The following is a 24,255-nucleotide window of genomic DNA, read 5'->3' on the forward strand; positions in this document are numbered from 1 at the left end:
CTGCTATGTCGTTTGCGGCTGTGGTGGCGCTGCCGTATTCAATTGGAATCCAACGCTGCGATACGCTTTGTAGCGGTCGCGCGCCAGTTGTTTGAGAGCGTCCTCGTAAGGAACGAAGTCTATCACTTCATGGAAAGCAGTAGCAAAATCTGCGAAGTGGGGCAGCAGGCTAATCAGCAGGTCGCGCTGTGAACTGCCGCGACGCTGTGGCCAGGCCAGCTCGACCGGCGCACCGTAGCGCGGGCCTTCACCCGCCAGGTTGTGCGGCACGAAGGCGTTTGCCGGTCGTTGCCACAGCGCTTCGTCAAGACGAATGGCCTGTTGTTCATCTTCGCAGGCGATCAACACCCGCTTTCCGGCCCGCCAGCGTGTTTCCGCCAGATTGCACACCAGCGCTTCAACGGCGCTCAGGCCATCGCTCGGGGCATCGGTTTCCAGCACGTAGAAGGTTGCGTTTTTCATCGGTTAGCTCATCAGAAGATCAAGGGCGGATTCAGATCCGCCCCTGCTGTCAGAAAAGAGGGCGCTTAGTCGTCGCCGTTCAATCCTGCCCGATTCAACAGAAACTGCGACAGCATCGGCACCGGACGTCCGGTGGCACCTTTGGCCTTGCCGGAACGCCAGGCGGTACCGGCGATATCCAGGTGCGCCCAGTTATATTTGCGGGCAAAGCGTGCCAGGAAGCAGGCGGCGGTAATCGCGCCGCCAGGACGGCCACCGATGTTGCCCATATCGGCAAAGTTGGACTCCAGCTGCTCCTGGAACTCATCCGCCATCGGCAGACGCCAGGCGCGGTCGCCGGACTGCTCGGACGCGCTGATCAGCTCATGCGCCAGCGGATTGTGGTTCGACAGCAGACCGCTGATGTGATGGCCCAGCGCAATCACGCAGGCACCGGTCAGCGTCGCGACGTCGATCACCACTTCCGGGTCGAAACGCTCGACGTAAGTCAGTGCATCACAGAGTACCAGACGGCCTTCGGCGTCGGTGTTCAGCACTTCGACCGTCTGGCCTGACATGGTGGTCAGCACATCTCCCGGACGCATCGAACGGCCATCCGGCATGTTTTCACAGCCCGCCAGCACGCCGACCACGTTCAGCGGCAGGTTCAGCTCGGCCACCATCCGCATGACGCCATAGACCGCGGCGGCGCCGCACATGTCATACTTCATTTCATCCATGCTGTCGGCAGGCTTGATGGAGATGCCGCCGGAGTCAAAGGTCAGCCCTTTACCCACCAGCACAATCGGGCGCGCTTCGGCGTCTGGATTGCCTTTGTATTCAATGACCGACATCAGCGACTCATTCTGCGAACCGGCACCGACGGCGAGATAGGCGTTCATGCCCAGCTCTTTCATCTGCTGTTCGCCGATCACGCGGGTGGTGACATTTTTGCTGAAGGCATCGGCCAGCTGGCGCGCCTGCGACGCCAGATAGGCAGCGTTACAGATGTTTGGCGGCATGTTGCCGAGATCTTTAGCGGCTTTCATGCCGACAGCGACCGCTAATCCATGCTGGATAGCGCGTTCGCCGCTGGTCAGTTCACGGCGGGTCGGCACGTTAAACACCAGCTTGCGCAGCGGACGACGCGGCTCGGCTTTGTTACTTTTCAACTGGTCGAAGTTATAGAGCGCCTCTTTTGAGGTCTCCACCGCCTGACGCACTTTCCAGTAAGTATTGCGGCCTTTGACATGCAGCTCGGTCAGGAAGCAGACCGCTTCCATAGAGCCGGTGTCGTTCAGCGTATTAATGGTTTTCTGAATGACCTGCTTGTACTGGCGTTCATCCAGCTCACGCTCTTTACCGCAGCCAATCAGCAGAATACGCTCGGACAGGATATTTGGCACATGATGCAGCAGCAGTGTCTGGCCCACTTTTCCTTCCAGCTCGCCGCGGCGCAGCAGGGCGCTGATGTAGCCGTCGCTGATTTTATCCAGCTGCTCGGCAATCGGTGACAGACGACGCGGTTCGAAAACGCCAACGACAATGCAGGCACTGCGCTGTTTTTCCGGGCTTCCGCTTTTTACACTGAACTCCATGCACTCTCCTGAATCTTAAAGACAACGGCCGCTGCTGCCGCTAGAATGTAGCGCGCTCATGACCCATTTATTCATCGTCGCAGCATGACATTCTGCCGCTGGAGGTCATAATGAATCAGGGTGACAAGATGTTGTTTTTTCACCACCCGGACGCGTTTTTCATACAAATTTAGCTACGGCGACGGCCATTGATGAAGAAAAATGGCTGATAAGCGTTGAAACTAGCGATTTTCCTGCAAAAAGACAAGTTTTCACAGGCGTACTAAGCGTGATCATCATTAGATATCTGGTTCGGGAAACGCTCAAAAGCCAGCTGGCTATCCTGTTTATCCTGCTACTCATCTTCTTTTGCCAGAAGTTAGTCAGGATCCTGGGAGCCGCGGTGGATGGCGAAGTGCCGACAAACCTCGTTCTGACCTTGTTAGGACTCGGTGTGCCTCAAATGGCACAACTTATACTGCCCTTAAGTCTGTTTCTGGCGATCCTGATGACGCTGGGGCGTCTCTACACGGAAAGTGAAATTACCGTGATGCACGCCTGCGGCCTGAGTAAGGCCGTGCTGGTAAAAGCGGCGATGGTACTGATGCTGTTTACCTCGGTGGTGGCAGCGGTGAACGTCATCTGGCTGGGGCCATGGTCATCCCGTTATCAGGATGAGGTGACGCAGAACGCCAAAGCGAACCCAGGTGCGGCAGCGATGGCTGCCGGACAGTTCCAGACCTCCAGCGACGGCAGCGCCGTGCTGTTTGTCGAGGATGTGAAGGGCAACAACTTTGGTAACGTGTTCCTGGCGCAGTTACGGCCAAAAGGCAACGCGCGTCCTTCGGTGGTGCTGGCTGACAGCGGTCACATGGAGCAGCACAAAGATGGCTCGCAGGTGGTAACGCTGGATAAAGGCACCCGCTTTGAGGGCACGGCACTGCTGCGTGATTTCCGTATCACCGACTTCACCAACTATCAGGCCATCGTGGGCTATAAAGCGGCAACGCTCGATCCTAACGATGCAGAGCAGGCCAGCATGACCGACCTGTTCGCGAATAAGACACCGGATTTCCAGGCCGAGCTGCACTGGCGTCTGACGCTGGTGTTTGCGGTGCTGGTGATGGCGCTGATGGTGGTGCCGCTCAGTGTGGTGAACCCGCGTCAGGGGCGCGTGCTGTCGATGCTGCCCGCCATGCTGCTCTATCTGATCTTCTTCCTGTTGCAGAGCTCGCTGAAGTCGAGCGGGGCGAAAGGGCGGCTTGATCCGGCGCTCTGGATGTGGGTGGTGAATATCAGCTATCTGGTGCTGGCGGTGTTGCTTAACCTATGGGATACGGTGCCGATGCGTCGGATTCGCGCCCGCTTTACCCGCGGAGGGTCGGTCTGATGTTTCGCGTACTTGACCGCTATATCGGTAAAACCATTTTTAATACCATCATGCTGACGCTGTTCATGCTGGTGTCGCTTTCTGGCATCATCAAGTTCGTCGACCAGCTGCGTAAAACCGGCCAGGGCAGCTATAGCGCGCTGAGTGCCGGTTATTACACCCTGCTCAGCGTGCCGAAAGATATTGAAATTTTCTTCCCGATGGCGGCCCTGCTGGGTGCGCTGCTGGGACTCGGCGCGCTGGCGCAGCGCAGTGAGCTGGTAGTGATGCAGGCAGCGGGCTTTACCCGCATGCAGGTGGCGCTGTCCGTGATGAAAACGGCGATTCCGCTGGTGCTGCTGACCATGGCGATTGGTGAGTTTGTTGCGCCATCGGGCGAGCAGATGGCGCGTAACTATCGGGCGCAGCAGCTTTATGGCGGCGCACTGGTCTCAACGCAGAATGGTCTGTGGGCGAAAGATGGCAATAACTTCATCTATATTGAGCGCATCAAAGGCGACAATGAAATTGATGGTGTGAGCATCTATAACTTCAACGATCAGCGTCGCCTGCAGAGCGTGCGTTACGCGGCGACGGCGACCTGGGATGCGGCTAAGAAGCGCTGGATGCTGTCACAGGTCGATGAGTCAAATCTGACCGATCCGAAGCAGATTACCGGTTCACAGAGTCTGAGTGGCGAATGGAAAACCAATCTGACGCCGGACAAGCTGGGGGTGGTGGCGCTGGATCCGGACGCGTTGTCGATTCGCGGTCTGCACAGCTACAGCAAGTATCTGAAGCAGAGCGGCCAGGAAGCGGGACGTTATCAGCTGAATATGTGGAGCAAGATTTTCCAGCCGCTGTCGGTGGCGGTGATGATGCTGATGGCGCTGTCGTTTATCTTCGGTCCGCTGCGTAGCGTGTCGATGGGAGTGCGTGTCGTAACCGGTATCAGCTTCGGCTTCCTGTTCTACGTGCTGGACCAGATTTTCGGTCCGCTGAGCCTGGTTTACGGCTTGCCGCCGATTCTGGGTGCGATTCTGCCGAGCTTTGCGTTCTTTGCGATCAGCATGTTTATGCTGATTAAGCGGCGCTAAGCGCAGTAAACGAAGTTAAAAAAAGGCCGCGAAAGCGGCCTTTTTTGTGACCCGTGTAAGGCTTGGTGAGCATACGCCTTCCACAAAGACGTCATCCATGACCCGCAATGCTTTACGACAGGCGTATGCGCCCATCGCTTTATGTCTGCCAGCCGGAGGAGTAACTGCAGTGGCCTGAAACGGCGTTACGCCACGCTATTTATCCAGCCTGGCAGTGCGGGCAGCACGGCGGGCAACTGCGACAGCAGATAGAGAATCAGCCCGATGGTGCCGCCGACCAGCGTGCCGTTGATACGGATAAACTGCAGGTCTTTACCGATATTAAGTTCGATCTGCTGCGACATGTCGCGCGCATCCCAGCTCTTCACGGTGTCGCTGATATGACGCGTCAGGAAGCTGGCAAACTCCGGCGCAACGCTGCGCGCCGCCTGTTCCAGATGCTGGTTCATGGAGTCACGCAGCGCCGGATCGGCGGCCAGGGTTTCGCCCAGCCACAGGGCTGCACCGCGCACTTTCTCCTGCACGCGTGAATCCTCACTGCTCAGATCCGCCTTGAGCCAGTTACGCATATCATTCCACAGCTCGCCGATGTAGCGATTGAATGAAGCATCCTCTTTCAGCCAGCCCTTAATTTCTTCGGCGCGCTCGGCCATTTCCGGGTCGGTCTGCAGCTTAACGATCAGTTTATCAACCGCCCGGTTGAAGCCGAGGCGCAGCTCGTGGCCCTGATCCAGCGCCACATCATCCAGCAGGGAATCGACCGCGTTTGCCACCAGTTCGGCGCTGTGTTCGCCCAGCCATTCGGTCGGCAACATTTTGGCTTTGATCGGATGCTCGCGTTTGAGCCAGCGCACCAGCTGCATCGCAATAAACTCGCGGGTACTGGGTTTATGCAGCAGCTTCAGCAGCTGTTCAATGGCCGCATCCAGCAGCGCCTGATGACGGTTATTTTTGGTCAGGCTTTCCAGCACCATGGCGCTGGTCTGGGTGAGATCGACCTTGTCGATAGCGCGATGCACGGCGCGGCGCATAAAGGTCTGAATTCGTGCGTCATCGGTCAGATCAAGGAAACCGCGCATCACCTGCAGCAGATGGCGGCCAACGCGGTCAGCATTGCCCGGCGCATTCAGCCACTGGGCCAGCAGGTTTGAGGGATCGTGACGGCGAATCAGATTCAGCAGAGAGTCGGTATCCAGAAACTTCTCCTGCACAAAGCGCCCGAGGTTTTCACCGATACGATCTTTGTTACGCGGAATGATGGCGGTATGGCGCGAGATAAAGGGCACCGGCACGCGCCGGAACAGCGCCACCACGGCAAACCAGTCCGCCAGTGCGCCGACCATCGCAGCTTCCGCAATCGCTTTGACGCCGCTGACCCAGAAGCCAGGCGGCAGAAAAAGGGTGACGATAAAAGTTGCGGCGGCGAGCAGCAGCAACAGCAGCGCCAGGCGTTTCATCCGTTTCAGTTCGTAGGGTTTATCCATAACCTGATCTTAGCAGAGAGCGCGGTTCATCGGCGACGGCCACCCAGCAGGCTGCCAAGCACCCCACGGATGATCTGATTGGTGATCTGGCGGGTGGCGCTTTTCGCCATGGTCTGCACCACGCCGTCGTGTTTGCCGCCTCGCGGGCCGGTGTGACCGAACAGGATCTCTTTCAGACCGCCGAGAATGCCATTGTCGACTGCGACAGCGTTGCCTTTGGCCGGTGGCGCACTCGCCTCATCGGTGGCGGCCTGGAAGCCTTTTTGCAGCTTTTCAAACGCCGATTCGCGATCAATTTCGGTGTCATATTTGCCATAGAGCGGCGAATGGTTGATCAAGCCGTTACGCTCATCGCCGGTGACCGGACCCATGCGCGAGCCTGGCGCAATCACCATCGCGCGCTCCACTACCGACGGGCTGCCTTTGGCATCCAGGAAGGAGATCAGCGCTTCGCCGGTGCCCAGCGCCTGTATCGCCTCCACGCTGTCAAACGCCGGGTTGGCACGCAGCGTATCTGCGGCCGTTTTCACCGCTTTGTGATCTTTAGGAGTGAAGGCACGCAGGGCGTGCTGGACGCGGTTGCCGAGCTGGCCCAGCACCCGGTCGGGAATATCTGTCGGGTTCTGGGTGACGAACCAGACGCCGACGCCTTTGGAACGGATCAGCCGCATCACCTGCTCGATTTTCTCCAGCAGCACCGCTGGCGCATCGGTAAACAGCAGGTGTGCCTCATCAAAGAAAAACACCAGCTTTGGCTGATCTAGATCGCCCGCTTCCGGCAGATGCTCGTAAAGCTCCGACAGCAGCCACAGCAGGCTGGTGGCATAGAGTTTTGGCATCTGGTAGAGCTTCTCGGCGGAGAGGATGTTGATGACGCCTTTACCGTTGCTGTCGACGCGCATCCAGTCGGCGATATCCAGCATCGGTTCGCCAAAGAAGTGTTCCGCACCCTGCTGCTCCAGCGTCAGTAATCCGCGCTGGATCGCGCCCACCGAGGCGCTGTTGATATTGCCGTAGTGGGTCTGGAAGTTTTTGGCGTTGTCACCGATGTATTGCGTCATGGCGCGCAGATCTTTGAAGTCCAGCAGCTGCAGACCCTGATCATCGGCGATGCGGAAAATAATCTGCAGCACGCCGCTCTGTACTTCATTCAGATTCAGCAGGCGCGCCAGCAGCAGTGGACCGAGATCGGAAACGGTGGCGCGCACCGGATGGCCTTTCTCGCCGAAGATATCCCACAGCACCACCGGATTGCTCTGCGGCTGCCAGTCGGTGACGCCGATTTTCGCCAGCCTCTCCTGCAGCTTTTCGCTGGACTTGCCCGCCATCGCCACGCCGGTTAAATCGCCTTTGACGTCAGCCATAAAGACCGGTACGCCACTCGCAGAGAACGATTCGGCCAGCTTCTGCAGCGTCACGGTTTTCCCGGTGCCGGTCGCACCGGTAATTAAACCGTGACGGTTGGCCATTTGCGGTAACAGATGAAGTTCGACGTCTGGCGTGCGGGCAATCAGTAGCGGGGAAGTCATGGTTTTCCACTCTCAGTCAAAGGATTATGCCTGAAGGATAGCAAGCGGAGCATAGACAGGAGGAGAACAATTCGTCAAAAACGCGGCCGCTGCCCGCAGAGCAGCGGCCTGAAACGCAGGATTACTTCTGCACCTCTTCGAAATTGAGCAGGCTGACGCCGATGCCCTGCTGCAGATGACTGAGGTTGCTGCGCACCGCCACCTGGGTCGCGCCCTGTAAGAGTACGATAAACGGCGAATCCTGCTGGATGCGGGTTTGCAGCCCGGTATAGAGGCTACGGCGTTTAGCCGCATCGCTCTCTCCGGCGGCGGCGCGGGTCTGCGCACTCAGCTCCGGAATGGTCCAGCCGACACGCCATGCCAGGGTTTTGCCGCCGCCTGGCACGTTAGAAGCAAAGGTGCTGGCATTGGTGTTAGGGTCGATGTAATCTGCGCCCCAGTAAGTAAAGATGGCCTGGAAGTCACGGCTGCGCATTTTGCTCCACAGCTCCGATTCCGCCACCGGCTGGATATCGAGCTGCACATCCGCTTTGGCAAAACTCGCCTGCAGCGCCTGCGCCACATCGATATAAGGCGGCTGGTTCACCACTGTCAGCGCGATGTGAGTGCCCTGTTTGATGCCGCCTTTCTGCAGGATTTCCTGCGCCTTTTTCAGATCGTAATGGAACGGCGTGGTGTTCAGTGCACCATCGAAGCCGTCCGGCAGGAAGCTCTGATGGATGCGGTACTGACCTTTCAGCAGCTGATTTGCCAGGCTGTCATAGTCCACCAGCCAGCGTGCCGCCTGCCACAGCGCCGGATTTCCCAGTGCCGGTTGCTGTGCGCTCTGAGTGTTTAAGCCGATGTAATAAACCAGGCTGGACGGGAAGGCGTCGACCCGCACATTTGCCTGTGTTTTCAGCGCGGCTATCTGGTCCGGACCAAGCTGATAGGCGACATCCACATCACCCTGCTGGAGCAGCAGTCGGCGGCTGCCGGCATCGGCTACGCCCTTGAGCAATACGCGTTTAAGATGCGGCTTCTGCGTGCTGTAAGAGTTAGCTTCCAGCACCAGCGCCTGCAGCGGGACAAACTGTTTAATGGCATATGCCGCGCTGCCAGCCGAGTGCGTTTTCAGCCAGGCGTTGCCGTAATCGTTATTGCTGATGTGTTCCTGGGCCAGTTTACTGTCAACGATGGAGGCGACCGGCGCGGTCAGCAGGCGCAGTGCCAGATCGCTGCCAATTTCAGCGGGCCAGCGCAGCTCAAGCTGGTGGTCACTGATCACCGTGAACTGCTGATCGATATTTTCCGGCGTCCAGCCAAACTCCCCCAGGATAAAAGAGGGCGCTTTATTCAGCTTCACCGCGCGGGTTAAAGAGAAGACCACATCCTGCGCGGTCAGCGGATGACCGCTGGCGAAACGGGCCTGCGGGTTGAGATCAAATACCAGGCTGTGCGGCGTTTTTCCGGCCTGCCAGCGCGTGGCGGCCAGTGGCGAGAGTTGCTGAGGGTTCTGATGATCCGGCTCCAGCAGCGTCTGGTAGATATTGCGCAGGCTGCTGCTACTGACCGTTTCAAAACTTTCCGCCGGATCGAAACTGATGATGCCATCGAGTGGCACGGCGACCACCAGTGTGTCGGCAGGCGTCGCGGCCTGTGCCGGGTGAATCAGTGCCAGTGCAGTCAATAAAGAGAGTGAGAGTAGCGTTTTGCGCATCGAGAGTTATCCTGAGTCGTTGATCGCTCTACTCTATCGGGTGCCGGATAATCTCAAAATGCCGCTTTGTTATGAGCTTTGCACAATTACATGCTTAGTTATTCAGGCAAAAAGACGAATTAAGATAATGTCGGTCAGTAATTATTTCAGCGTCATTTTACAGCAGACGGAATAAAGCCGGATTTATTCAGGCGATCACAATTTGCGCACTGTCTGATTGTATGACCATCAAAGTCACTATAATGTTAACGATGAGAATGATTCTCTGGTATGGAAGTATGATATTTTTTTATCGGTTATTCAGCGTGATGATGACAGGACGAAAATAATATCCGCTGCTCCTGCGTTAAAACGGCTAAATACCCGATGTTTATGCGGTTTTAGCTGCAATTTCATCGCTGTAAATCTTTTACCTCTCCGCAACTCTTCCGCAACACCATGATAAACTTTCACTGCGACACATTTTAAATTCAATTTTTACATTCAGACATATTTATATCCCTAATATTGCCAGGTTATTAACCGATATGTTCCGTTAGTCACCGAACCATAATTCTACCTGCCTTCGCTGTTCTGCCGTTGTCTGTGCTGTGTGCGTTCATCCCTGCGGGGAGTTTCCCGCCTGCATTCAGATTTTCAGCTGCATAACACCGTAAGCGGGTATTTAGCAGATGAGAGTCGTGCGGATATGCTGTTAGAAAAACCCACCACCAGGCGTAAATTTTTGCTCGGTTCACTGCTGGCGTTGCCATTAAGTGAGCTGGTCCTGAAAGGCATGACTGCGGCACAGGCTGCAGAGATGGCCGCACCCGAGTTAGCCGATTACAAACCGATCTTTTTTAGTGCCGATGAGTGGCAGTTTATTCTGGCCGCCACCGACCGCCTGATTCCGGCGGGCGGCAAAGGCAAAGCGCCAGGCGCGCTGGAAACTAACGTGCCGATCTTTATCGATCAGCAGCTGCACAGCGAAGCGTTTGGCAGCGAAATCTATATGCAGGGGCCTTTCAACACGAAAGCACCCGCCACGATGGGTTATCAGATCCCGTTCCGTCCCCAGCAGATGTATCAGACCGGTATCCGGCTGATCAATCAGTGGTCGCAGACTATGCATCAGAAAGCGTTTCATGCGCTGACGCTGGAAGAGAAAGATGCGGTACTGACCCAGGTCAACAAAAACGAGATCGACTTTGCCGCGCTGGGCGAAGCCGATCTTAAACCTTCCCATTTCTTCAGCCAGCTGCTTTCCGATACCAAGCATGGCTACCTGGCCGACCCGATGTACGGCGGTAATAAAGGCATGAAAGCCTGGATCGCCATCGGATTCCCGGGCGCGCGTGCCAGCTTCACCGAATGGGTGAAACAGCACAACGTTCCTTATCCGCTCGGCCCCGTCAGCATCAAAGGTGAACGCGCATAAGCGCTTCCACATCAGGTAAACAGGATTATCATGGCACAGGTTACTAAAAAAGAAGTCGACGTCGTGGTCTGCGGCCTCGGCTGGGCAGGCTCGCTGATGAGCATCGAGCTGGCACTGGCAGGTCTGGACGTGCGCGCCCTGGAGCGCGGCGGCGATCGCGATTATGACGAGTTCGCCTACCCGAAACCGGCGGATGAATACGCCTATGCGGTGCGCAACAAAGTGTTTGCCACACCCGCCGAAGTGGCGGTCACCGTGCGCTACAACAGCAGCCAGACGGCATTGCCAACCCGTAAATGGGGCGCGTTTGCACCAGGCACTGGCGTAGGCGGTTCCGGCCTGCACTGGACGGCGGTATTGATCCGTCCGACGCCGACCGATATCAAACTTAAAACCTACGTTGACGAGGCTTACAAGCCGGGCATTCTGCAGGAAGATATGCGGGTGATGGACTTTCCGTTTAGCTGGGAAGAGATCGAGCCTTATTTTTACAAATTTGAACTGATTTGCGGCCAGTCGGGTAACACCGGCAACCTGCGCGGCAAAATCCTGGAAGGCGGCGACCCGTTTGAAGGCCCGCGTTCCGAGCCTTACCCGCTGCCTGCGCTGGATGACACGCTGAACAACGTGATGTTCAAAGAGGTGGCGACGAAACTCGGTTACCACCCGTTCCCGAACCCGTCAGCCTGTGTGTCGCGTGCGTGGAAAAACCCGTACGGCAACCAGATCGCACCGTGTAACTACTGCGGCTACTGCAGCAAATATCCGTGCCTGAACTACTCCAAAGCGTCGCCGCAGACCGCGGTGATGGATTCGCTGAAGCGTATGACGAACTTCTCGTATGAAGTGAATGCGGAAGTGATTAAGGTCGTGCTGAACGATGACAAGAAAACCGCCAAAGGCGTGATCTACATCGATGCGCAGGGCAACGAGTGCTTCCAGCCCGCGAAAATCGTGGTGCTGAGCAGCTTCCAGCTCTACAACGTGCGTCTGATGCTGCTTTCCGGCATCGGCAAACCTTACAACCCGATTACCGAAGAGGGCGTGGTAGGCCGTAACTACGCGTTCCTGTCGAACGGCGGCGCAACGCTGTTCTTCAAAGATAAAAACTTTAATCCGTATGCGACTGCGGGCGCGACCGGCCAGATGTTTAACGATATCTCGCCAGGCAACTTCGACGGCCCTTCACTCGGCTTCCTGGGCGGCGCGAAGATCCACAGCTCACAGGCAACCGGCACGCCGATCAGCACCGCGCTGCCAAAAGGTACGCCGACCTGGGGCATGGGCTACAAGGAAGGGCTGGAAGAGTGGTACGGCCATTCGATGAAGATCAGCATCACCACCACCTGCCAGTCTTATCGCGACATCTATCTGGATCTCGATCCGAACTACAACGATCACCGTGGTTTGCCACTGCTGCGCATGACGTTTAACTGGAAAGAGAACGAGCTGAAGCTGCAGCAGCATCTGAAAGGCATCGTCGGCAACATCGCCAAAGAGCTGAACCCGGACAGCATGAGCATGAGCTTCCTGCCGATGGGCGCGGACTTCGATATCACCAAATATGTCTCTACGCACAACGTGGGCGGCGCGGTGATGGGCGATAACCCGAAAACTTCGGCGCTGAACAAGTATCTGCAGAGCTGGGATGTGCATAACGTCTTTGTGCCCGGCGGCAACGCCTTCCCGCAGAACTTCCAGGCGAACCCGACCGATACCATCGGTGCGATTACCCTGATGGCGGCGCAGGCGATCAAAGATCACTACCTGAAAAATCCCGGCCCACTGGTACAGGCATAAGCGCATGAATAAGCTGAAACTGAAGTCTTTTATTTTTGCTAACGCGGTGCTGCTGGCCAGCGGATTTGCGCTGCCGGTTCACGCCGAAGATGAAGCGCAACTGATTAAGCAGGGCGAGTATCTCTCGCGGCTGGGCGACTGTATGGCGTGCCACTCGCTGCCCGGCAAACCGGCCTATTCGGGTGGACTGGCGATTGAGTCGAACCTCGGCACTATTTTCTCCACCAACATCACGCCGGATAAGCAGCACGGCATCGGCAACTACAGCGAGCAGCAGTTCTCTGACGCGGTGCGCAAGGGCGTATTACCGGATGGCTCGCACCTCTATCCGGCGATGCCGTATCCTGACTACGCCAAAATCAGCGATGCCGATATGCACGCGCTCTACGTCTACTTTATGAAAGGCGTGCAGCCGAGCGCAGAACAGCCACCGGAAACCGATCTGAGCTTCCCGTTCAGCCAGCGCTGGGGCATGCGGTTCTGGAACTGGGCGTTCGCGTCCGATAAGCCGTTCCAGCCGATTGGTGGCGCATCAGCCGAAGTTAACCGCGGTGCCTATATCGTGGAGAGTCTGGGTCACTGCGGCAGCTGTCATACGCCGCGCGGTCTGGGCATGAACGAGAAAGCGCTGGATAGCGGTGACGATAAATTCCTGGCGGGCGGCAGCCTGAACAACTGGGATGTGCCGTCACTGCGTGGTCTGCCACACTGGAGCGAGCAGGAAGTCATCGACTACCTGCAGACCGGCCGTAACGATAAAGCGGCAGTAGGCGGCGAGATGACCTCGGTGGTTGAGCACAGCAGCTCACACATGACCGATGCCGATCTCAAAGCTATCGCGGCCTACCTGAAGTTCCTGGGCGGCAATCCGCCATTGCAGGCGTTCAACGTGCAGGCGCAGCAGGCAACGGAAGCGAAACTCACCGCCGCGAAGAACCTCAGCGAAGGCGAGCGTCTCTATCTGGATAACTGCGGTGCCTGTCACTTCGTGACCGGCAAAGGCGCACCGGGGATCTTCCCGGAGCTGGATCAGGCGACGATCGTCAATGCCAAAGATCCAACCGGCTTGATTCACACCATCCTGGCGGGCGCACAGCAGCCTTCCACCGCGAAAGCCCCGTCGAAACTGGCGATGCCGGGCTTTGCCCAGCGTCTGAGTGATGATGAAGTCGCGCAGCTGGCGACCTTTATTCGCCAGGGCTGGAGCAATACCGCGCCTGCGGTGAGCAAAGATCAGGTTGCTGAAGTGCGTAAAACGCTGAAGTAATGGCGCTTTCCCCTCTGCCTGTCCGGAGAGGGGAAAACCCGCATTAATGGAAGGTGCGCACCACTTCCAGCACGCCGTTAATGATAAACTGCACGCCCATACAGACCAGCAAAAATCCCATCAGGCGTGAAATCGCCTCAATACCGCTTTTACCCACCAGCTTCATGATGGCCCCCGAACTGCGCAGCGAGATCCACAGGATCAGGCTCACCAACAGGAAGGTCAGCACCGGCGCAACACTGATCACCCAGGCAGGAAAATCGACGCCACTTCTTACCGTTGAGGCAGAGGAGATGATCATCGCAATGGTTCCCGGTCCCGCCGTGCTTGGCATCGCCAGCGGCACGAAGGCGATATTCACCGGCTCTTTAGCTCCATCCAGCTCATCCAGTTTCTGCTTAGCTTCAACTGAATGCCCGGCAGGTTTAGCCGGGAACAGCATCCGGAAGCCGATAAAGGCGACAATCAGACCGCCCGCCATGCGCAGACCCGGTATAGAGATACCGAAGGTGTTCAGCACCGCACTGCCCGCGTACCACGCCACCATCATGATGGCGAAAACGTAGATGGAAGCCTGGCGCGCCTGACGGTTGCGCTCCTCGAAATTCATGTCACCCGCCAGCCCTAAAAATAGCGCCACGGTGGTGAGCGGGTTCGCGAGCGGCAGGATGACGACCAGCCCCAGGCTGACCGCTTTAATCAGCTCCAGCATGTCCGATCTCCCTGGTTAGTGTTTCGGGCGCTCCAGCGCCTCAAGCAGCTCCGGGAAGAAGTCCTGCAGGATTTCGGGCGTCATCAGTTCGGGATACTGCATAAGATGTTCGCGGATACGCTCATTGACGTCCGGCATCAGACGCTGGGCCGCGGCGCTGGCGGTGATTTTATGCTTCTTCATGGCGCGCAGCAGATCGCCCGGCAGCGTGTCTTCGTCATCGCCGTCATCCACCATCTCCAGCGCATCCAGCTCGTCGAACATCTCCATCAGCGCTTCGGTCTGCGGCGTACGCGACTCATATTCACGCGGATGTTCATCTTCCAGGAAGCGCAGCATGGCGCGCATCGGCGTGCCGTCTGGCGTGGAAGGCGGCTCGGTAGCAAACCAGCTCAGCAGCTGATGCATGGTGACCTGATGGACGCGGAATCCGCTGTCGACCAGCTCATCGGCCAGCAGTTCGGCGGTTTCGTTTTCAATCAGGCAGATGTGGGTGCGATTAGGTTCGTACTGCTCCAGCCACTGGTAGATCTCTTCAATCACGCCATCGTCATACTCGAATTTTTTGCTGAGATAGCTGCCGTCCTGTTCATGAACGCAGGCCTGAATCTGATCGGGGTCGAAGTAAAGTGCGATGTTGATGCCTTTCATGCGTGCTGTCCTGTAGAAACCAAAACAACACTATAGCGCTCAACACCAGGTTAAGGGAATGTCAGGCATCACAGCAAAGCGGGGTTTAACGCTCCCCTCTGAGAAGAGAGGGGAGAGAAGAGGAGAGGGATCAGGAGATAAAGTTTTTGCCCTGCTTCAGAACCACGTCACAGGCTTTGGTTTTCAGCTTCTCACCCATCGGCGAGTTGCTCAGGCTTTGCAGATTAAGCTGCTGGCCGTTCCCGGTATTCAGCAGGCCTGCCACGCCCTGGGTGTAGTCGGTTTTCTGTTCCTGCGCGGTCGTCGTATTCAGACCGAGCTTGCTCAGCACCTGATCTTTCACCGACTGCACATTGTTTTTCACCACGTTGTGTTCGACGCAGTACTGCATCACACCGGCCGCATTGGTCATGCTATTGGCGCTGACCGCTTTGTCGCCGCCGCCCAGCATGCTGGTAATAGTAGAGAGCGACATGCCGCTATTCTGCTGGGTGGTGCTGGTGGTGGTGCCGTTATTCTGCTGGCTGAGCTGTGACGCTGCACTGCTCAGCTGATCCTGCCAGCTTGCCGCTGATGCACTGCCTGCTACCAGAAGTGCCGCCATGCCCAACATCCATGCACTGCGTTGTGCCTGTTTCATCTTAACCTCAGTATCTGCGTATTCAGTTTTGCTAAGAGAGCCTGACGACCAGAAAGTTCCTGAACTTCCTTCATAAATAACGCTTTGGGAATCTTCTGTAATAAAGACGATTAAATATCCGGATGAGCACGGGTGTTATTATTTCGTGAGATGACTTTCCCTTGTGAGTTAATTATCTCTTCGGCTGAAACATTCTTTAATATTCTCGCCATTTTTATCAGGAATTATCCTGGTCTGAATTAAAAAATCCGTTTTTCCATAAGCGATTTTATAAGTCTTTGTGTCTGCGGTGTTAATATTTACCTTCGCAATTACTTCTTCATAGGCTTCAGTTTTATATGGTTTTTTTATTTTTAGCGTAGCGGTAGCGAAAGAGATTTCGCGGGATTCAGACGGGATTTTTCGTACCGTAATTAAATTGGACTTGCAAAAAATTTTATTATTCCGCCTTGCGAAAATCGTGAGGGTGTTCATGCTTAATCACTGTGTCAGGCAGTTGTGGCCGATATTTAAATTAACGGGAGAGTTATTATGGCTGGACAGCCAGAGCACAATAATAATGCAGAGGTCACGCTTAAACTCGCTGAAGAGCAAATAGCCCTGACGAAGCAAAAGATTGTGGATGGACATGTCCGCGTTACCCGTTCCACAACTGAACATGACGAGGTCATCAGTACACTGCTTACCCAGGAGAAGGTTGAGGTTGAGCATGTAGCGAAAGCGCAGCCCGTTGAAACGATGCCCGACATCAGGGAAGAGAATGGTGTACTGATTGTCCCGGTAGTAGAGGAAGAAATCCAAATCGTCAGAAAGCTGGTGCTTAAAGAGGAAATCCACATCCGAAAAGTGCAGGAGAATGTTCCTTTTCAGGAGGTGGTGACCCGACGTGAGCAGCAGGTGAACGTTGAGAGAGATGACGATCAAATCAGCTAACAGAGAGGAACCTATCATGGCACAGGAAAAAATCGTAACACTGTTCGATTCTGCAATTCAGGCAGAGGCCGCGAAAAGAAATCTCGTGAAAGCAGGCTTTTCTGATCGGGACATCAGTCTTATCAGTGGAGAACGTTTGCAGCAGGAAGGGCAATCTATCCGCCATCCGAGCCTGTGGCAGCGTCTGTTTGGGCACGACGTCGATAAAGATGAGGCAGATGTCTATACCCGAGCAATGGACAAGGGCGGCGTCGTGCTGACCATCCGCACCGAGGAAGAGAAGCTGGCCCGCGCCATGACGATTCTCCATTCTCACGACTCGGTAGATGTGCCGTCACGTATGCAAAGCTCAATTAATAACGGCACCACCGCACCGGGCATTAACCCGACCGCAGGCAAGCAATTTGCCGGTGAGACCAACGACCGCCCGGCTGAGCCGCTACGCACCTCACTGACCGGTGATGAGAGCGAAGCAGATATTCTGCGTCTGGCCGAAGAGCAGGTTGAAGTGGGTAAACGTCTGGTTAGCGAAGGCTCGACTCGTGTTCGCCGCTATACCGTGACCGATACCGTATCTGAAGATATCTCGCTGCATGAGCAGCACGCTGACATCTTCCGCCGCTCGGTGAATGAACCCGCGCTGGCCGGAGAGGTGGACTGGTCTGAGAAAACCGTCGAGGTCGCTGAGACCCATGAGCAGCCGGTAATCAACAAAACGACCCACGTGAAAGAAGAAGTGGTGGTGCGTACCGACGGCAGCGATCGTACCGAGACCATTAACGACACGGTGCGTCGTCAGGAAGTGGATATCGACCATGCACGAGGTGGTCTGGAGAGCGAGCTTCCGGGTACGACAGCAGGCGTCAAACCTGTCAGCGCAGGTACGCAGTCACCCGGCGCGCACAATCGCGACCACAAAGAGAGCCTGACTGAGAAGGTGAAGGACAAAGCTGGCGAAGTGAAAGATAAAGTGGAGCATAAGCTGCATGATCATTCGCACTGAGGCGCTCATCCTGACAACGACAGGCGCTGATGGGTATCGCTATACCCGATGCTGAAGATGCAAGAAAGAGCCAACCGCGAGGTTGGCTCTTTTGCGTTGTGGGGAGGGAGAAAAAACGGATAACGACGTCAAATTCTCTTCGATATAATCAGGCGCTATCTGTGCAGGCCGGACAGAAATAAAACCTGAGGGATTAAAGTGAACTGTAAACCGATGCTTTTCGTGCTGGCGATGCTCTCCCTGTCGGCTCAGGCCGCCCAGAGCGGAAAAACGCTTGAGCACAAAGACTGGGAAGTTGTCTGTGATAACACTCGGACCTGCCGCATTGCGGGTTATGCCAAAGAAGAGGATCCCTCCGGCTCCATCCTGCTCACCCGTGCCGCTGGACCGGGAACGGAGACAGTGGGCGAAGTGACGCTCGGCGACACCGAAGATGACAGTGAACCAGCGGAAAATCTGACGCTGTGGATCAATGGCAAATCCGCTGGCGATCTGGTGGCGGCCGATGACAACTGGCGAATGTCGGCCAGTCAGACTGCTGCGGTCATCAGCGCCGTGAAAGGCAGCGGTAAAGTGGAATTTAAAGGCGGCACTAAGCCATTCCAGCTTTCCGGCGAGGGCGCGTATGCCGTGCTGCTGAAAGCGGACGACGTGCAGGGCCGTATCGGCACGCCAGGTGCGCTCACCAAAAAGGGCAATAAACCGGAAAGCAGCGTGGTTAAGGCTGTGCCCGCACCGGTTATTCAGGCGGCTAAAACCCTCGGCGGCGAACCCCGTCTGCTGACCGCTACAGAAAGCGACGCACTGAAAACCCGACTGCTTGCAACGGTCAATCACAATGATGATGACACGTGCGACAGCCTCTATTCACCTGCAGAAAACAGTGACCCTGAAACTGACGGACTGACTCTTACGCCACTGGATGACACACACGCCTTGCTTTCGGCGCTCTGCTGGCGTGCCGCTTATAACGAAGGCTATGGCTACTGGGTCATTGATAATCAGCTCAAAGGCAAGCCTGAACTGGTGACCATTTCTGGTTCCGATTACGACAAAGGCGAGATTACCAGTGTGCAGAAAGGCCGGGGCATCGGTGACTGCATGAGCCAGGAAAGCTGGGTATGGGATGGCAAGGTTTTCCGCAAAAGCTATGATGGCGGGACCGGCATGTGTCGTTATATCCATGCGGGCGGCACCTGGGATCTGCCGACGCTGGTGACTGATGTGAAGCCGGTATCGGGTTAGCGCTTTTGTTATGACGGTGAAACCTGAGGGCTGACTTGAGTGTTTTGCAGCGGGCCAGGGTAAGCGAAGCATTTCTGACAAGGATGTCACGCAGCGTCGCTGAGAACCCAAAAGACGTTTTTTTCAGCAGTTGCACCACTGCCTGCGGATAAGGGTTGCGGAAACAGGGGGTAACGGTATAATCCTCAACGTTTTCCGCATACCCTTCAGTGCCGAAGTGGCGAAATCGGTAGACGCAGTTGATTCAAAATCAACCGCCGCGAGGCGTGCCGGTTCGATTCCGGCCTTCGGCACCAGGTATACGAATTAAAGTCGCTCAAGGGCGGCTTTTTTTGTGTCTCAAGTTCGGTATCCGCAATGTTTTCATCCTCGTTCATTCATCCGAAGCCACCTTATTCAAACTACAGCAAGTTACAGATGCGAGTACAACTGTGGCTACATCTTGGTTCGATAATGTTTGTAAGTACGAGCTGGTTCGTATTGATCGCAGGGAATTCAACTGGCAAGAACAGTCCCCATATCTGCGGGCAGTCGATATTCTGCGGGCGCGACAGGCAACTGGTTTATTGCGCCGAAGCCGTAAAAATGCTGTACGTTAAACAACATCTTTTTTATTACCTCCTTGATTATTGATTTCATAATGCACCAGCCGATAACGACCGGTGCATTTTATTTTCTCGTTTAAAAATCCTAAAATAAGAGATTGAAGTTTTTATCAGTAGTGATGGGATATTTTTTATCAATGCCGACTATATCCTTCGAATAATGGTCTGCTATGGAATGATTCAAGTCAGTAATATTTTACAAATTGATTTTGAAAGGCTCGTTTAACATGAGCCAATTGCTCTTCCCATCCCATGAAATGAATTTCGAATGTAAGTGAAACAACCTCATCAAAATCCTCCCCGAGATTGTTGGAGCGTTTTACTGACTCTCTACACATTGATTCGTAAACCTTTATCAAGGTAGGGCATGAAAGATAATCCCTGAAACGACTTTGTGCCTCTTCGAGACTCTGCCAAAGTGGGATGCCATACTGATGTTTGTCATAAGGTGCTGCTGCCATAAAACGCACCTCACGATCTCGAAGATAATGCAACAGAAGCGCTGAATCGATAATAGGTACGTCATTCAGTGGAAAACCCGCATGAAATTGACCATTGATTATTACTAGTGGGATAACCTCAACGTCTTCTGTACCAGATAAGTGGGGGTAATAATCCTTACAAAAATGCTCAAGATGATTTTTAACAAATGCTGCTTTTCTAATGGCCTGCTTGGTTTTATGCACCAGCCCGTTAGAATCGAAAAGTTCATTGTCATAATCGAGTGGCGTGATAGATGTTTTACGGCTACGAGCTTCTACAACAATTAGTAAGTTTCCAAAAGAGAAGGTCAGATCTATTTCTTCCGTATGTCCATGATAGTTTGGTTCAATTGCAGAGGTATAGCGCAAATGCTCCTTCATCACCGAGTTTCCATTTCGGCACTCTTCCAATACTCTAATCAAATCCTTCTCAAATAGTTTTCCACGGCGAGTATCATTGGGATCTATTTTAGCCATCCAACAATCTATATTGCGGGTTAGGCTAGCTGTGAGAAAAGCACTGATCGGGAAAATATAATTATCCTCTACAGACACCAGAGGCTGCACCCATAAATCCTCCTGCGGCGACTTTCCTCTCCAGGTCAATAAATCTAGGGCATCGATGATCTCAGTTTCACTATATTCACAACACTGTATTAGTGCAGCAATAAGATTAGAATGTTCAAATTGAGGTGCAAGATGAACTAGTTTTGACCAGTCGATGATTTCCTCGTTTGTATGCAGATGTTCATCAATCTGAACAGCCAGCACAGATAGATGAACCCATATATCTAAAACACTTTGTAATTTACGTTCAATACAAGGGGAGGATTTACGTTTTAATAGTGATTTGAGGTGGTCGTCAAGCTGAATTAAAGCCGATAAAGGCTGATATCTGGCAATCATTTGCGAGCTTTGAGATAATGTTCGCCATGGTGCTGGGCTCAACGCTTTACCTGGCTCATAATGTAGATAATTTGACCAAGGATTGATATTCTGAAATTTATCCATTACGGTACGAGCTTCAGTTATTGAAGTGGCTAAAAAATGATCTCGACGGTATTCTGCAATTGTTTTCATTCGGTGATAGTCAGAATGACATTGCATGAAAAAGACTCGCTTCTGCTGGAAAGTGAATACTGCACGACCATAGAGTAAGTCTTGCCACAGCGAAGAAAAGCTATGGAAGTGCTGAGACAGCCTCATTTCTGCGAGATAAAAGTCAAGTTTTGATAACTTGTTCGGGCGATCATCAGGAAAGAGTATATGCATATGGTCCTTATATTTAAATAGCTCGAACAATGGACCTCTTAGACTGTCAAGCCTATGCATATTTACACTGTTTACACTTACCGGGTCGCTTTTTCCTACCTTCGAAGTTTTTAAGATAATAAACTGCTCTATAGCTGTATTGCTTGTATCTTCAAAAATCTCTTTTTGTTCATCGCATACCTGCCAAAATGCATAATTAGCGCTGGCGATATGTGCCCTGATCATTTCATGATATTCAGGTCTGCAGCCCTTTAAAAAACAAATTTGCTTTCGAGTATTATTCACACTTTGAAAATTATTATTGAGCCACGTTGCACCTGAAATGTATGCTGAAGCCTCTGCAGTTAGCGGACCTATTTGGTCCATGAATTTAATCCAGTATTCTTGATTGAATTTATTCAGCTGGGCTGGATGCGGTAATTTTTTATCTCTTGCCGCTTTGATAAGGGGGTGTATGGGTTGCATGTTTCCTCTCTGTCGGAACGTATACCGATTGACATTATAACTCTTTTGACGTCTCAATATGAACTTTATATGACAAAGAAAACATGAGGTTATGATCACAATGTTGGTAAGGCTCTATGGTGTAATAAAGACATTTACATACTTGTCCTCGATTAACTCATAGCAGATGCTCAAAGACTACCTGTTTGATGAGGACCTTTTAGTCGTGCATTTACTTGGGCAAGTATTAGTGATTTTCGAGGGTAAGCCTCTGACTTTCTGAATCTTGCTTTGATAGCTATATCGGTGTTCTACTGGTATGGCTTTATACCCACTTGCAATGTCTATTTTTTGTACGGATTTTAACTTGTGGGTACAAATGCGGGTTTAACTATTAATTCCTGTTTATAAAGAATGTTGATATCAGTATATTAAGTGTGAAATTCGAGTCCGGCCTTCGCACCAATTACTTAAAATATACATATCAATAAGATGGCTAACTATTTCTGACTTTTATAAATTTACAGATTTCTTCTCTATCTTCCCGTTTAAAAGCCGCTGTAGTTGATAATGGTGAATGGGATGTGAACTCATAGCGGCGTGTAGTTCCAAGCTTCAAATAAGTACAGTTTCTTAACCTGAATCACTATGACATTACTAACGTCTCTAAACATTCCCAAAACAGTTTCATCACAAACATTTAAGCCCGATGTCTAGCCTTTTAACAGCCAAACATGCCTGTGGTGGTAACGTACCTTCACACTATATGCAGGCTCCGCCAGCGCTTCAGCCATGCTCCCGTAAGGGTACACGGTTATCCTGATTAGGTGTGTTCACTCTGGACAGATGATGGAGCTGCTACGCTCTGTTTGTTAGTAGTACCAGCAACGGGCTTTATGGCTGCTTTTACCAAAATAAGTCCAATTTAACTTATGTAATGATAATATTTTATAAATTAGAAAAATGCGTCATTTGAACATTTTATTACCTGTTTCTATACTTAGGTTATGGTTTTTTTATCATGAAAACAGTATGTTAAAAAACATAACAATGGAGGTGGCTATGAATTTGAATAGAATTGCTTACGCATATTATGACCCGAAATGGGATCGGACAAGACATTCCATAGCTGTTTTAGTCCGTACTGAAATTGAACCTTTAGATTATCTTGTTGAAATGAAAGGACACCTGCACTGTCCTTCATGCTACGAACCTCTTACTCGTGTTCCAAATGATCCTGCAATAGCTGTAATGGCAAATGGAAGAGAGGCTTTATTTAGGCATTTTCCTGATGAAGATGCACCTTATTGTCGCTTGCGAAGCAGTCAATTGGCTGGCAAAAAATATAGTTCTGAAGAAGAGGCGCGACAGGCAGTCGAGGACCAAGACTTAGTCATAATAAGTGGCTTTATGCAAGAAAGGCCAAAAAATAACCCGCGAGCTGATTTCGAAGGTGAACAGGAGCCATTACAAACCGAATTTGAAAGTGAAGATGGCCCTGAAGTTGCGGTTCCCGTCTCAAGGCATGAGGGCGAAACTTTCAGACTCCCTAGCAAGATAACGAGCGTTCAATCTCTTTGTACAAACTTCAGGCACAACTATCACAGAGAAATCCATATAGTTGTTGAAGAAAATGTGTATAGTTATGTTTTAGATAGCGATTTAAAAGATGCTGCGGAAATAAATGATGTAGATGAAGAGCCTAAATTCTATTTTGGAGAAATAGTTCGCTTTAAGCACTATGATTCAACCTCGCATATCTTCTTGAGACATCCATATCTACAAGGTAACGTTGATTTTAGAATCTCTGCAGATAAAGGCGATTTAGAGGCAAGGGGAATCAAAGAGGATAATGCTTTAAGACGTATACTTATATTCTTTGGCAAGATTGAGAAAGTAGGTGCCGGCTATTGGTCTCCTAACAAAAAGTGGGGTGAGATAGCCTTATTACCTAAGAAGTATGAGGACTTCCTCAGGGCAAATTATACTAAAAGATAATATACATTATTGATGCTATGCAGCTTTGATTGCTCATTGTACTAAAAGAGCATTTGCATCTTTTTCGATGCAATAAGGAATTGTGATGCCTATTATTTGTAAGCTATGTCTTCAGGCCAGAGAATTAAAAAAATCACAAGTCATTCCAGGAATTAACTTCAAACGATTGAAGCAACACGGCGAGCTTGCAACAGGTCAACAATGCGCTGGCAAGTGTCAACATTCTGACGCAATCCATCCTGTCGATAGCCTTCCGGGGTGAACTTACTGCGCAGTGGCGGGCAGAAAACGCGGGATTGATCAGCGGTGATAACAGCGCTGCCGCATTAATGGAAAAAATCAAAGCCGAACCAGCAGTCAGCGCAGGTAAAAAAGCCACACGTAAAAAATCCTGATTCTTATTTTATTACGCACCTTTCTGGTACGACTCTTATTATTTACTGCCAGCTAAAAAATAATTTTTATAACCAAATGCTTTTATAAATAGCTTATTCAAGGCTGATTTAAACTGGACTTTCCCTCTCTTTCCTGATGATATATACAGGTATTTAGCGCGGCGCGGATGTGCGCCAACATACCCGCGCCGCTAA

General features: G+C 52.7%; 19 protein-coding genes, 1 tRNA gene and 2 pseudogenes. 12 read left to right on the top strand and 10 right to left on the bottom strand.

The window, feature by feature from the left end; all coding sequences use genetic code 11:
- Positions 1–3: 3 nt before the first annotated feature.
- Positions 4–462, bottom strand: a complete 459-nt coding sequence (locus tag AC6I8C_RS02425) for a DNA polymerase III subunit chi (RefSeq protein ID WP_090963995.1) — start codon at positions 460–462, stop codon at positions 4–6.
- 65 nt (positions 463–527) lie between these two features.
- Positions 528–2,039: a leucyl aminopeptidase gene (gene pepA, locus AC6I8C_RS02430; RefSeq protein ID WP_497821506.1), complete on the bottom strand. Its 1,512-nt coding sequence runs from the start codon at positions 2,037–2,039 to the stop codon at positions 528–530.
- 268 nt (positions 2,040–2,307) lie between these two features.
- On the opposite strand from pepA, the gene lptF reads away from it, so the two are divergent.
- A complete protein-coding gene (lptF, locus tag AC6I8C_RS02435; protein ID WP_033731353.1) occupies positions 2,308–3,408 on the top strand; it encodes an LPS export ABC transporter permease LptF in 1,101 nt (366 codons plus the stop codon).
- Positions 3,408–4,484 (top strand): LPS export ABC transporter permease LptG, encoded by a 1,077-nt coding sequence (gene lptG, locus AC6I8C_RS02440; protein WP_033781702.1) that lies wholly within the window; start codon positions 3,408–3,410, stop codon positions 4,482–4,484. The genes lptF and lptG overlap by 1 nt, the downstream gene beginning before the upstream one ends.
- A gap of 185 nt (positions 4,485–4,669) precedes the next feature.
- On the opposite strand, the gene AC6I8C_RS02445 is transcribed toward lptG, so the two are convergent.
- From AC6I8C_RS02445 to AC6I8C_RS02455, 3 genes are all read right to left on the bottom strand, one after another.
- Complete coding sequence (locus AC6I8C_RS02445) at positions 4,670–5,968, bottom strand: DUF445 domain-containing protein (protein ID WP_497821507.1); 1,299 nt, start codon at positions 5,966–5,968, stop codon at positions 4,670–4,672.
- A 26-nt stretch (positions 5,969–5,994) separates the two neighbouring features.
- Complete coding sequence (locus tag AC6I8C_RS02450; RefSeq protein WP_497821508.1) at positions 5,995–7,497, bottom strand: helicase HerA-like C-terminal domain-containing protein; 1,503 nt, start codon at positions 7,495–7,497, stop codon at positions 5,995–5,997.
- A 121-nt stretch (positions 7,498–7,618) separates the two neighbouring features.
- On the bottom strand, positions 7,619–9,196 hold the full coding sequence (locus AC6I8C_RS02455) for an ABC transporter substrate-binding protein (RefSeq protein ID WP_497821509.1): 1,578 nt from the start codon (positions 9,194–9,196) through the stop codon (positions 7,619–7,621).
- A gap of 688 nt (positions 9,197–9,884) precedes the next feature.
- Between AC6I8C_RS02455 and AC6I8C_RS02460 the strand changes: the two genes are divergently transcribed.
- The 3 genes from AC6I8C_RS02460 to AC6I8C_RS02470 are packed head-to-tail and all read left to right on the top strand — an operon-like array spanning position 9,885 to position 13,680.
- Positions 9,885–10,613 (top strand): gluconate 2-dehydrogenase subunit 3 family protein, encoded by a 729-nt coding sequence (locus AC6I8C_RS02460; RefSeq protein WP_497821510.1) that lies wholly within the window; start codon positions 9,885–9,887, stop codon positions 10,611–10,613.
- A gap of 30 nt (positions 10,614–10,643) precedes the next feature.
- The gene (locus AC6I8C_RS02465; RefSeq protein ID WP_497821511.1) at positions 10,644–12,413 is read left to right on the top strand and encodes a GMC family oxidoreductase; all 1,770 of its coding nucleotides are present in this window, start codon (positions 10,644–10,646) and stop codon (positions 12,411–12,413) included.
- 4 nt (positions 12,414–12,417) lie between these two features.
- Entirely contained in the window at positions 12,418–13,680 is a 1,263-nt protein-coding gene (locus AC6I8C_RS02470; RefSeq protein ID WP_497821512.1) for a c-type cytochrome, read from the top strand.
- A 43-nt stretch (positions 13,681–13,723) separates the two neighbouring features.
- On the opposite strand, the gene AC6I8C_RS02475 is transcribed toward AC6I8C_RS02470, so the two are convergent.
- From AC6I8C_RS02475 to AC6I8C_RS02490, 4 genes are all read right to left on the bottom strand, one after another.
- A complete protein-coding gene (locus AC6I8C_RS02475) occupies positions 13,724–14,392 on the bottom strand; it encodes a MarC family NAAT transporter (protein WP_161731916.1) in 669 nt (222 codons plus the stop codon).
- A 15-nt stretch (positions 14,393–14,407) separates the two neighbouring features.
- A complete protein-coding gene (locus tag AC6I8C_RS02480) occupies positions 14,408–15,043 on the bottom strand; it encodes a hypothetical protein (RefSeq protein ID WP_497821513.1) in 636 nt (211 codons plus the stop codon).
- A 130-nt stretch (positions 15,044–15,173) separates the two neighbouring features.
- Positions 15,174–15,683, bottom strand: a complete 510-nt coding sequence (locus tag AC6I8C_RS02485) for a YjjA family protein (RefSeq protein WP_497821514.1) — start codon at positions 15,681–15,683, stop codon at positions 15,174–15,176.
- 168 nt (positions 15,684–15,851) lie between these two features.
- On the bottom strand, positions 15,852–16,157 hold the full coding sequence (locus AC6I8C_RS02490; protein ID WP_497821515.1) for a hypothetical protein: 306 nt from the start codon (positions 16,155–16,157) through the stop codon (positions 15,852–15,854).
- 57 nt (positions 16,158–16,214) lie between these two features.
- Between AC6I8C_RS02490 and AC6I8C_RS02495 the strand changes: the two genes are divergently transcribed.
- The 5 genes and pseudogenes from AC6I8C_RS02495 to AC6I8C_RS02515 all read left to right on the top strand — a co-directional run.
- Positions 16,215–16,616: a DUF2382 domain-containing protein gene (locus tag AC6I8C_RS02495; protein ID WP_497821516.1), complete on the top strand. Its 402-nt coding sequence runs from the start codon at positions 16,215–16,217 to the stop codon at positions 16,614–16,616.
- A 16-nt stretch (positions 16,617–16,632) separates the two neighbouring features.
- On the top strand, positions 16,633–17,619 hold the full coding sequence (locus AC6I8C_RS02500) for a YsnF/AvaK domain-containing protein (RefSeq protein ID WP_497821517.1): 987 nt from the start codon (positions 16,633–16,635) through the stop codon (positions 17,617–17,619).
- A 213-nt stretch (positions 17,620–17,832) separates the two neighbouring features.
- A complete protein-coding gene (locus AC6I8C_RS02505; protein ID WP_497823298.1) occupies positions 17,833–18,864 on the top strand; it encodes a DUF1176 domain-containing protein in 1,032 nt (343 codons plus the stop codon).
- A gap of 211 nt (positions 18,865–19,075) precedes the next feature.
- A tRNA-Leu gene (locus AC6I8C_RS02510) sits at positions 19,076–19,160 on the top strand.
- Positions 19,161–19,319: 159 nt separating this feature from the next.
- Positions 19,320–19,463: pseudogene (locus tag AC6I8C_RS02515) on the top strand (TA system toxin CbtA family protein); the annotation flags it as partial.
- A gap of 191 nt (positions 19,464–19,654) precedes the next feature.
- On the opposite strand, the gene AC6I8C_RS02520 reads toward AC6I8C_RS02515, so the two are convergent.
- On the bottom strand, positions 19,655–21,688 hold the full coding sequence (locus AC6I8C_RS02520) for a hypothetical protein (protein WP_497821518.1): 2,034 nt from the start codon (positions 21,686–21,688) through the stop codon (positions 19,655–19,657).
- A gap of 1,011 nt (positions 21,689–22,699) precedes the next feature.
- On the opposite strand from AC6I8C_RS02520, the gene AC6I8C_RS02525 reads away from it, so the two are divergent.
- Positions 22,700–23,665, top strand: coding sequence for a hypothetical protein (locus tag AC6I8C_RS02525; protein ID WP_497821519.1), 966 nt, complete (start codon positions 22,700–22,702; stop codon positions 23,663–23,665).
- 188 nt (positions 23,666–23,853) lie between these two features.
- A pseudogene (locus AC6I8C_RS02530) lies at positions 23,854–24,060 on the top strand (restriction endonuclease subunit S); the annotation flags it as partial.
- Between the last annotated feature and the right edge of the window lie 195 nt (positions 24,061–24,255).

Source organism: Pantoea sp. X-Soil-YNGN-844, from assembly GCF_059730595.1.

Coding starts and splice junctions, on each gene's coding strand:
- AC6I8C_RS02505 (WP_497823298.1), top strand. CDS start 17,833: ATGCTTTTCGTGCTGGCGATGCTCTCCCTGTCGGCTCAGGCCGCCCAG.
- AC6I8C_RS02485 (WP_497821514.1), bottom strand. CDS start 15,683: ATGAAACAGGCACAACGCAGTGCATGGATGTTGGGCATGGCGGCACTT.
- AC6I8C_RS02460 (WP_497821510.1), top strand. CDS start 9,885: ATGCTGTTAGAAAAACCCACCACCAGGCGTAAATTTTTGCTCGGTTCA.
- AC6I8C_RS02520 (WP_497821518.1), bottom strand. CDS start 21,688: ATGCAACCCATACACCCCCTTATCAAAGCGGCAAGAGATAAAAAATTA.
- AC6I8C_RS02465 (WP_497821511.1), top strand. CDS start 10,644: ATGGCACAGGTTACTAAAAAAGAAGTCGACGTCGTGGTCTGCGGCCTC.
- AC6I8C_RS02475 (WP_161731916.1), bottom strand. CDS start 14,392: ATGCTGGAGCTGATTAAAGCGGTCAGCCTGGGGCTGGTCGTCATCCTG.
- AC6I8C_RS02450 (WP_497821508.1), bottom strand. CDS start 7,497: ATGACTTCCCCGCTACTGATTGCCCGCACGCCAGACGTCGAACTTCAT.
- AC6I8C_RS02445 (WP_497821507.1), bottom strand. CDS start 5,968: ATGGATAAACCCTACGAACTGAAACGGATGAAACGCCTGGCGCTGCTG.
- AC6I8C_RS02495 (WP_497821516.1), top strand. CDS start 16,215: ATGGCTGGACAGCCAGAGCACAATAATAATGCAGAGGTCACGCTTAAA.
- AC6I8C_RS02425 (WP_090963995.1), bottom strand. CDS start 462: ATGAAAAACGCAACCTTCTACGTGCTGGAAACCGATGCCCCGAGCGAT.
- lptG (WP_033781702.1), top strand. CDS start 3,408: ATGTTTCGCGTACTTGACCGCTATATCGGTAAAACCATTTTTAATACC.
- AC6I8C_RS02490 (WP_497821515.1), bottom strand. CDS start 16,157: ATGAACACCCTCACGATTTTCGCAAGGCGGAATAATAAAATTTTTTGC.
- AC6I8C_RS02455 (WP_497821509.1), bottom strand. CDS start 9,196: ATGCGCAAAACGCTACTCTCACTCTCTTTATTGACTGCACTGGCACTG.
- pepA (WP_497821506.1), bottom strand. CDS start 2,039: ATGGAGTTCAGTGTAAAAAGCGGAAGCCCGGAAAAACAGCGCAGTGCC.
- AC6I8C_RS02480 (WP_497821513.1), bottom strand. CDS start 15,043: ATGAAAGGCATCAACATCGCACTTTACTTCGACCCCGATCAGATTCAG.
- AC6I8C_RS02500 (WP_497821517.1), top strand. CDS start 16,633: ATGGCACAGGAAAAAATCGTAACACTGTTCGATTCTGCAATTCAGGCA.
- AC6I8C_RS02470 (WP_497821512.1), top strand. CDS start 12,418: ATGAATAAGCTGAAACTGAAGTCTTTTATTTTTGCTAACGCGGTGCTG.
- AC6I8C_RS02525 (WP_497821519.1), top strand. CDS start 22,700: ATGTTAAAAAACATAACAATGGAGGTGGCTATGAATTTGAATAGAATT.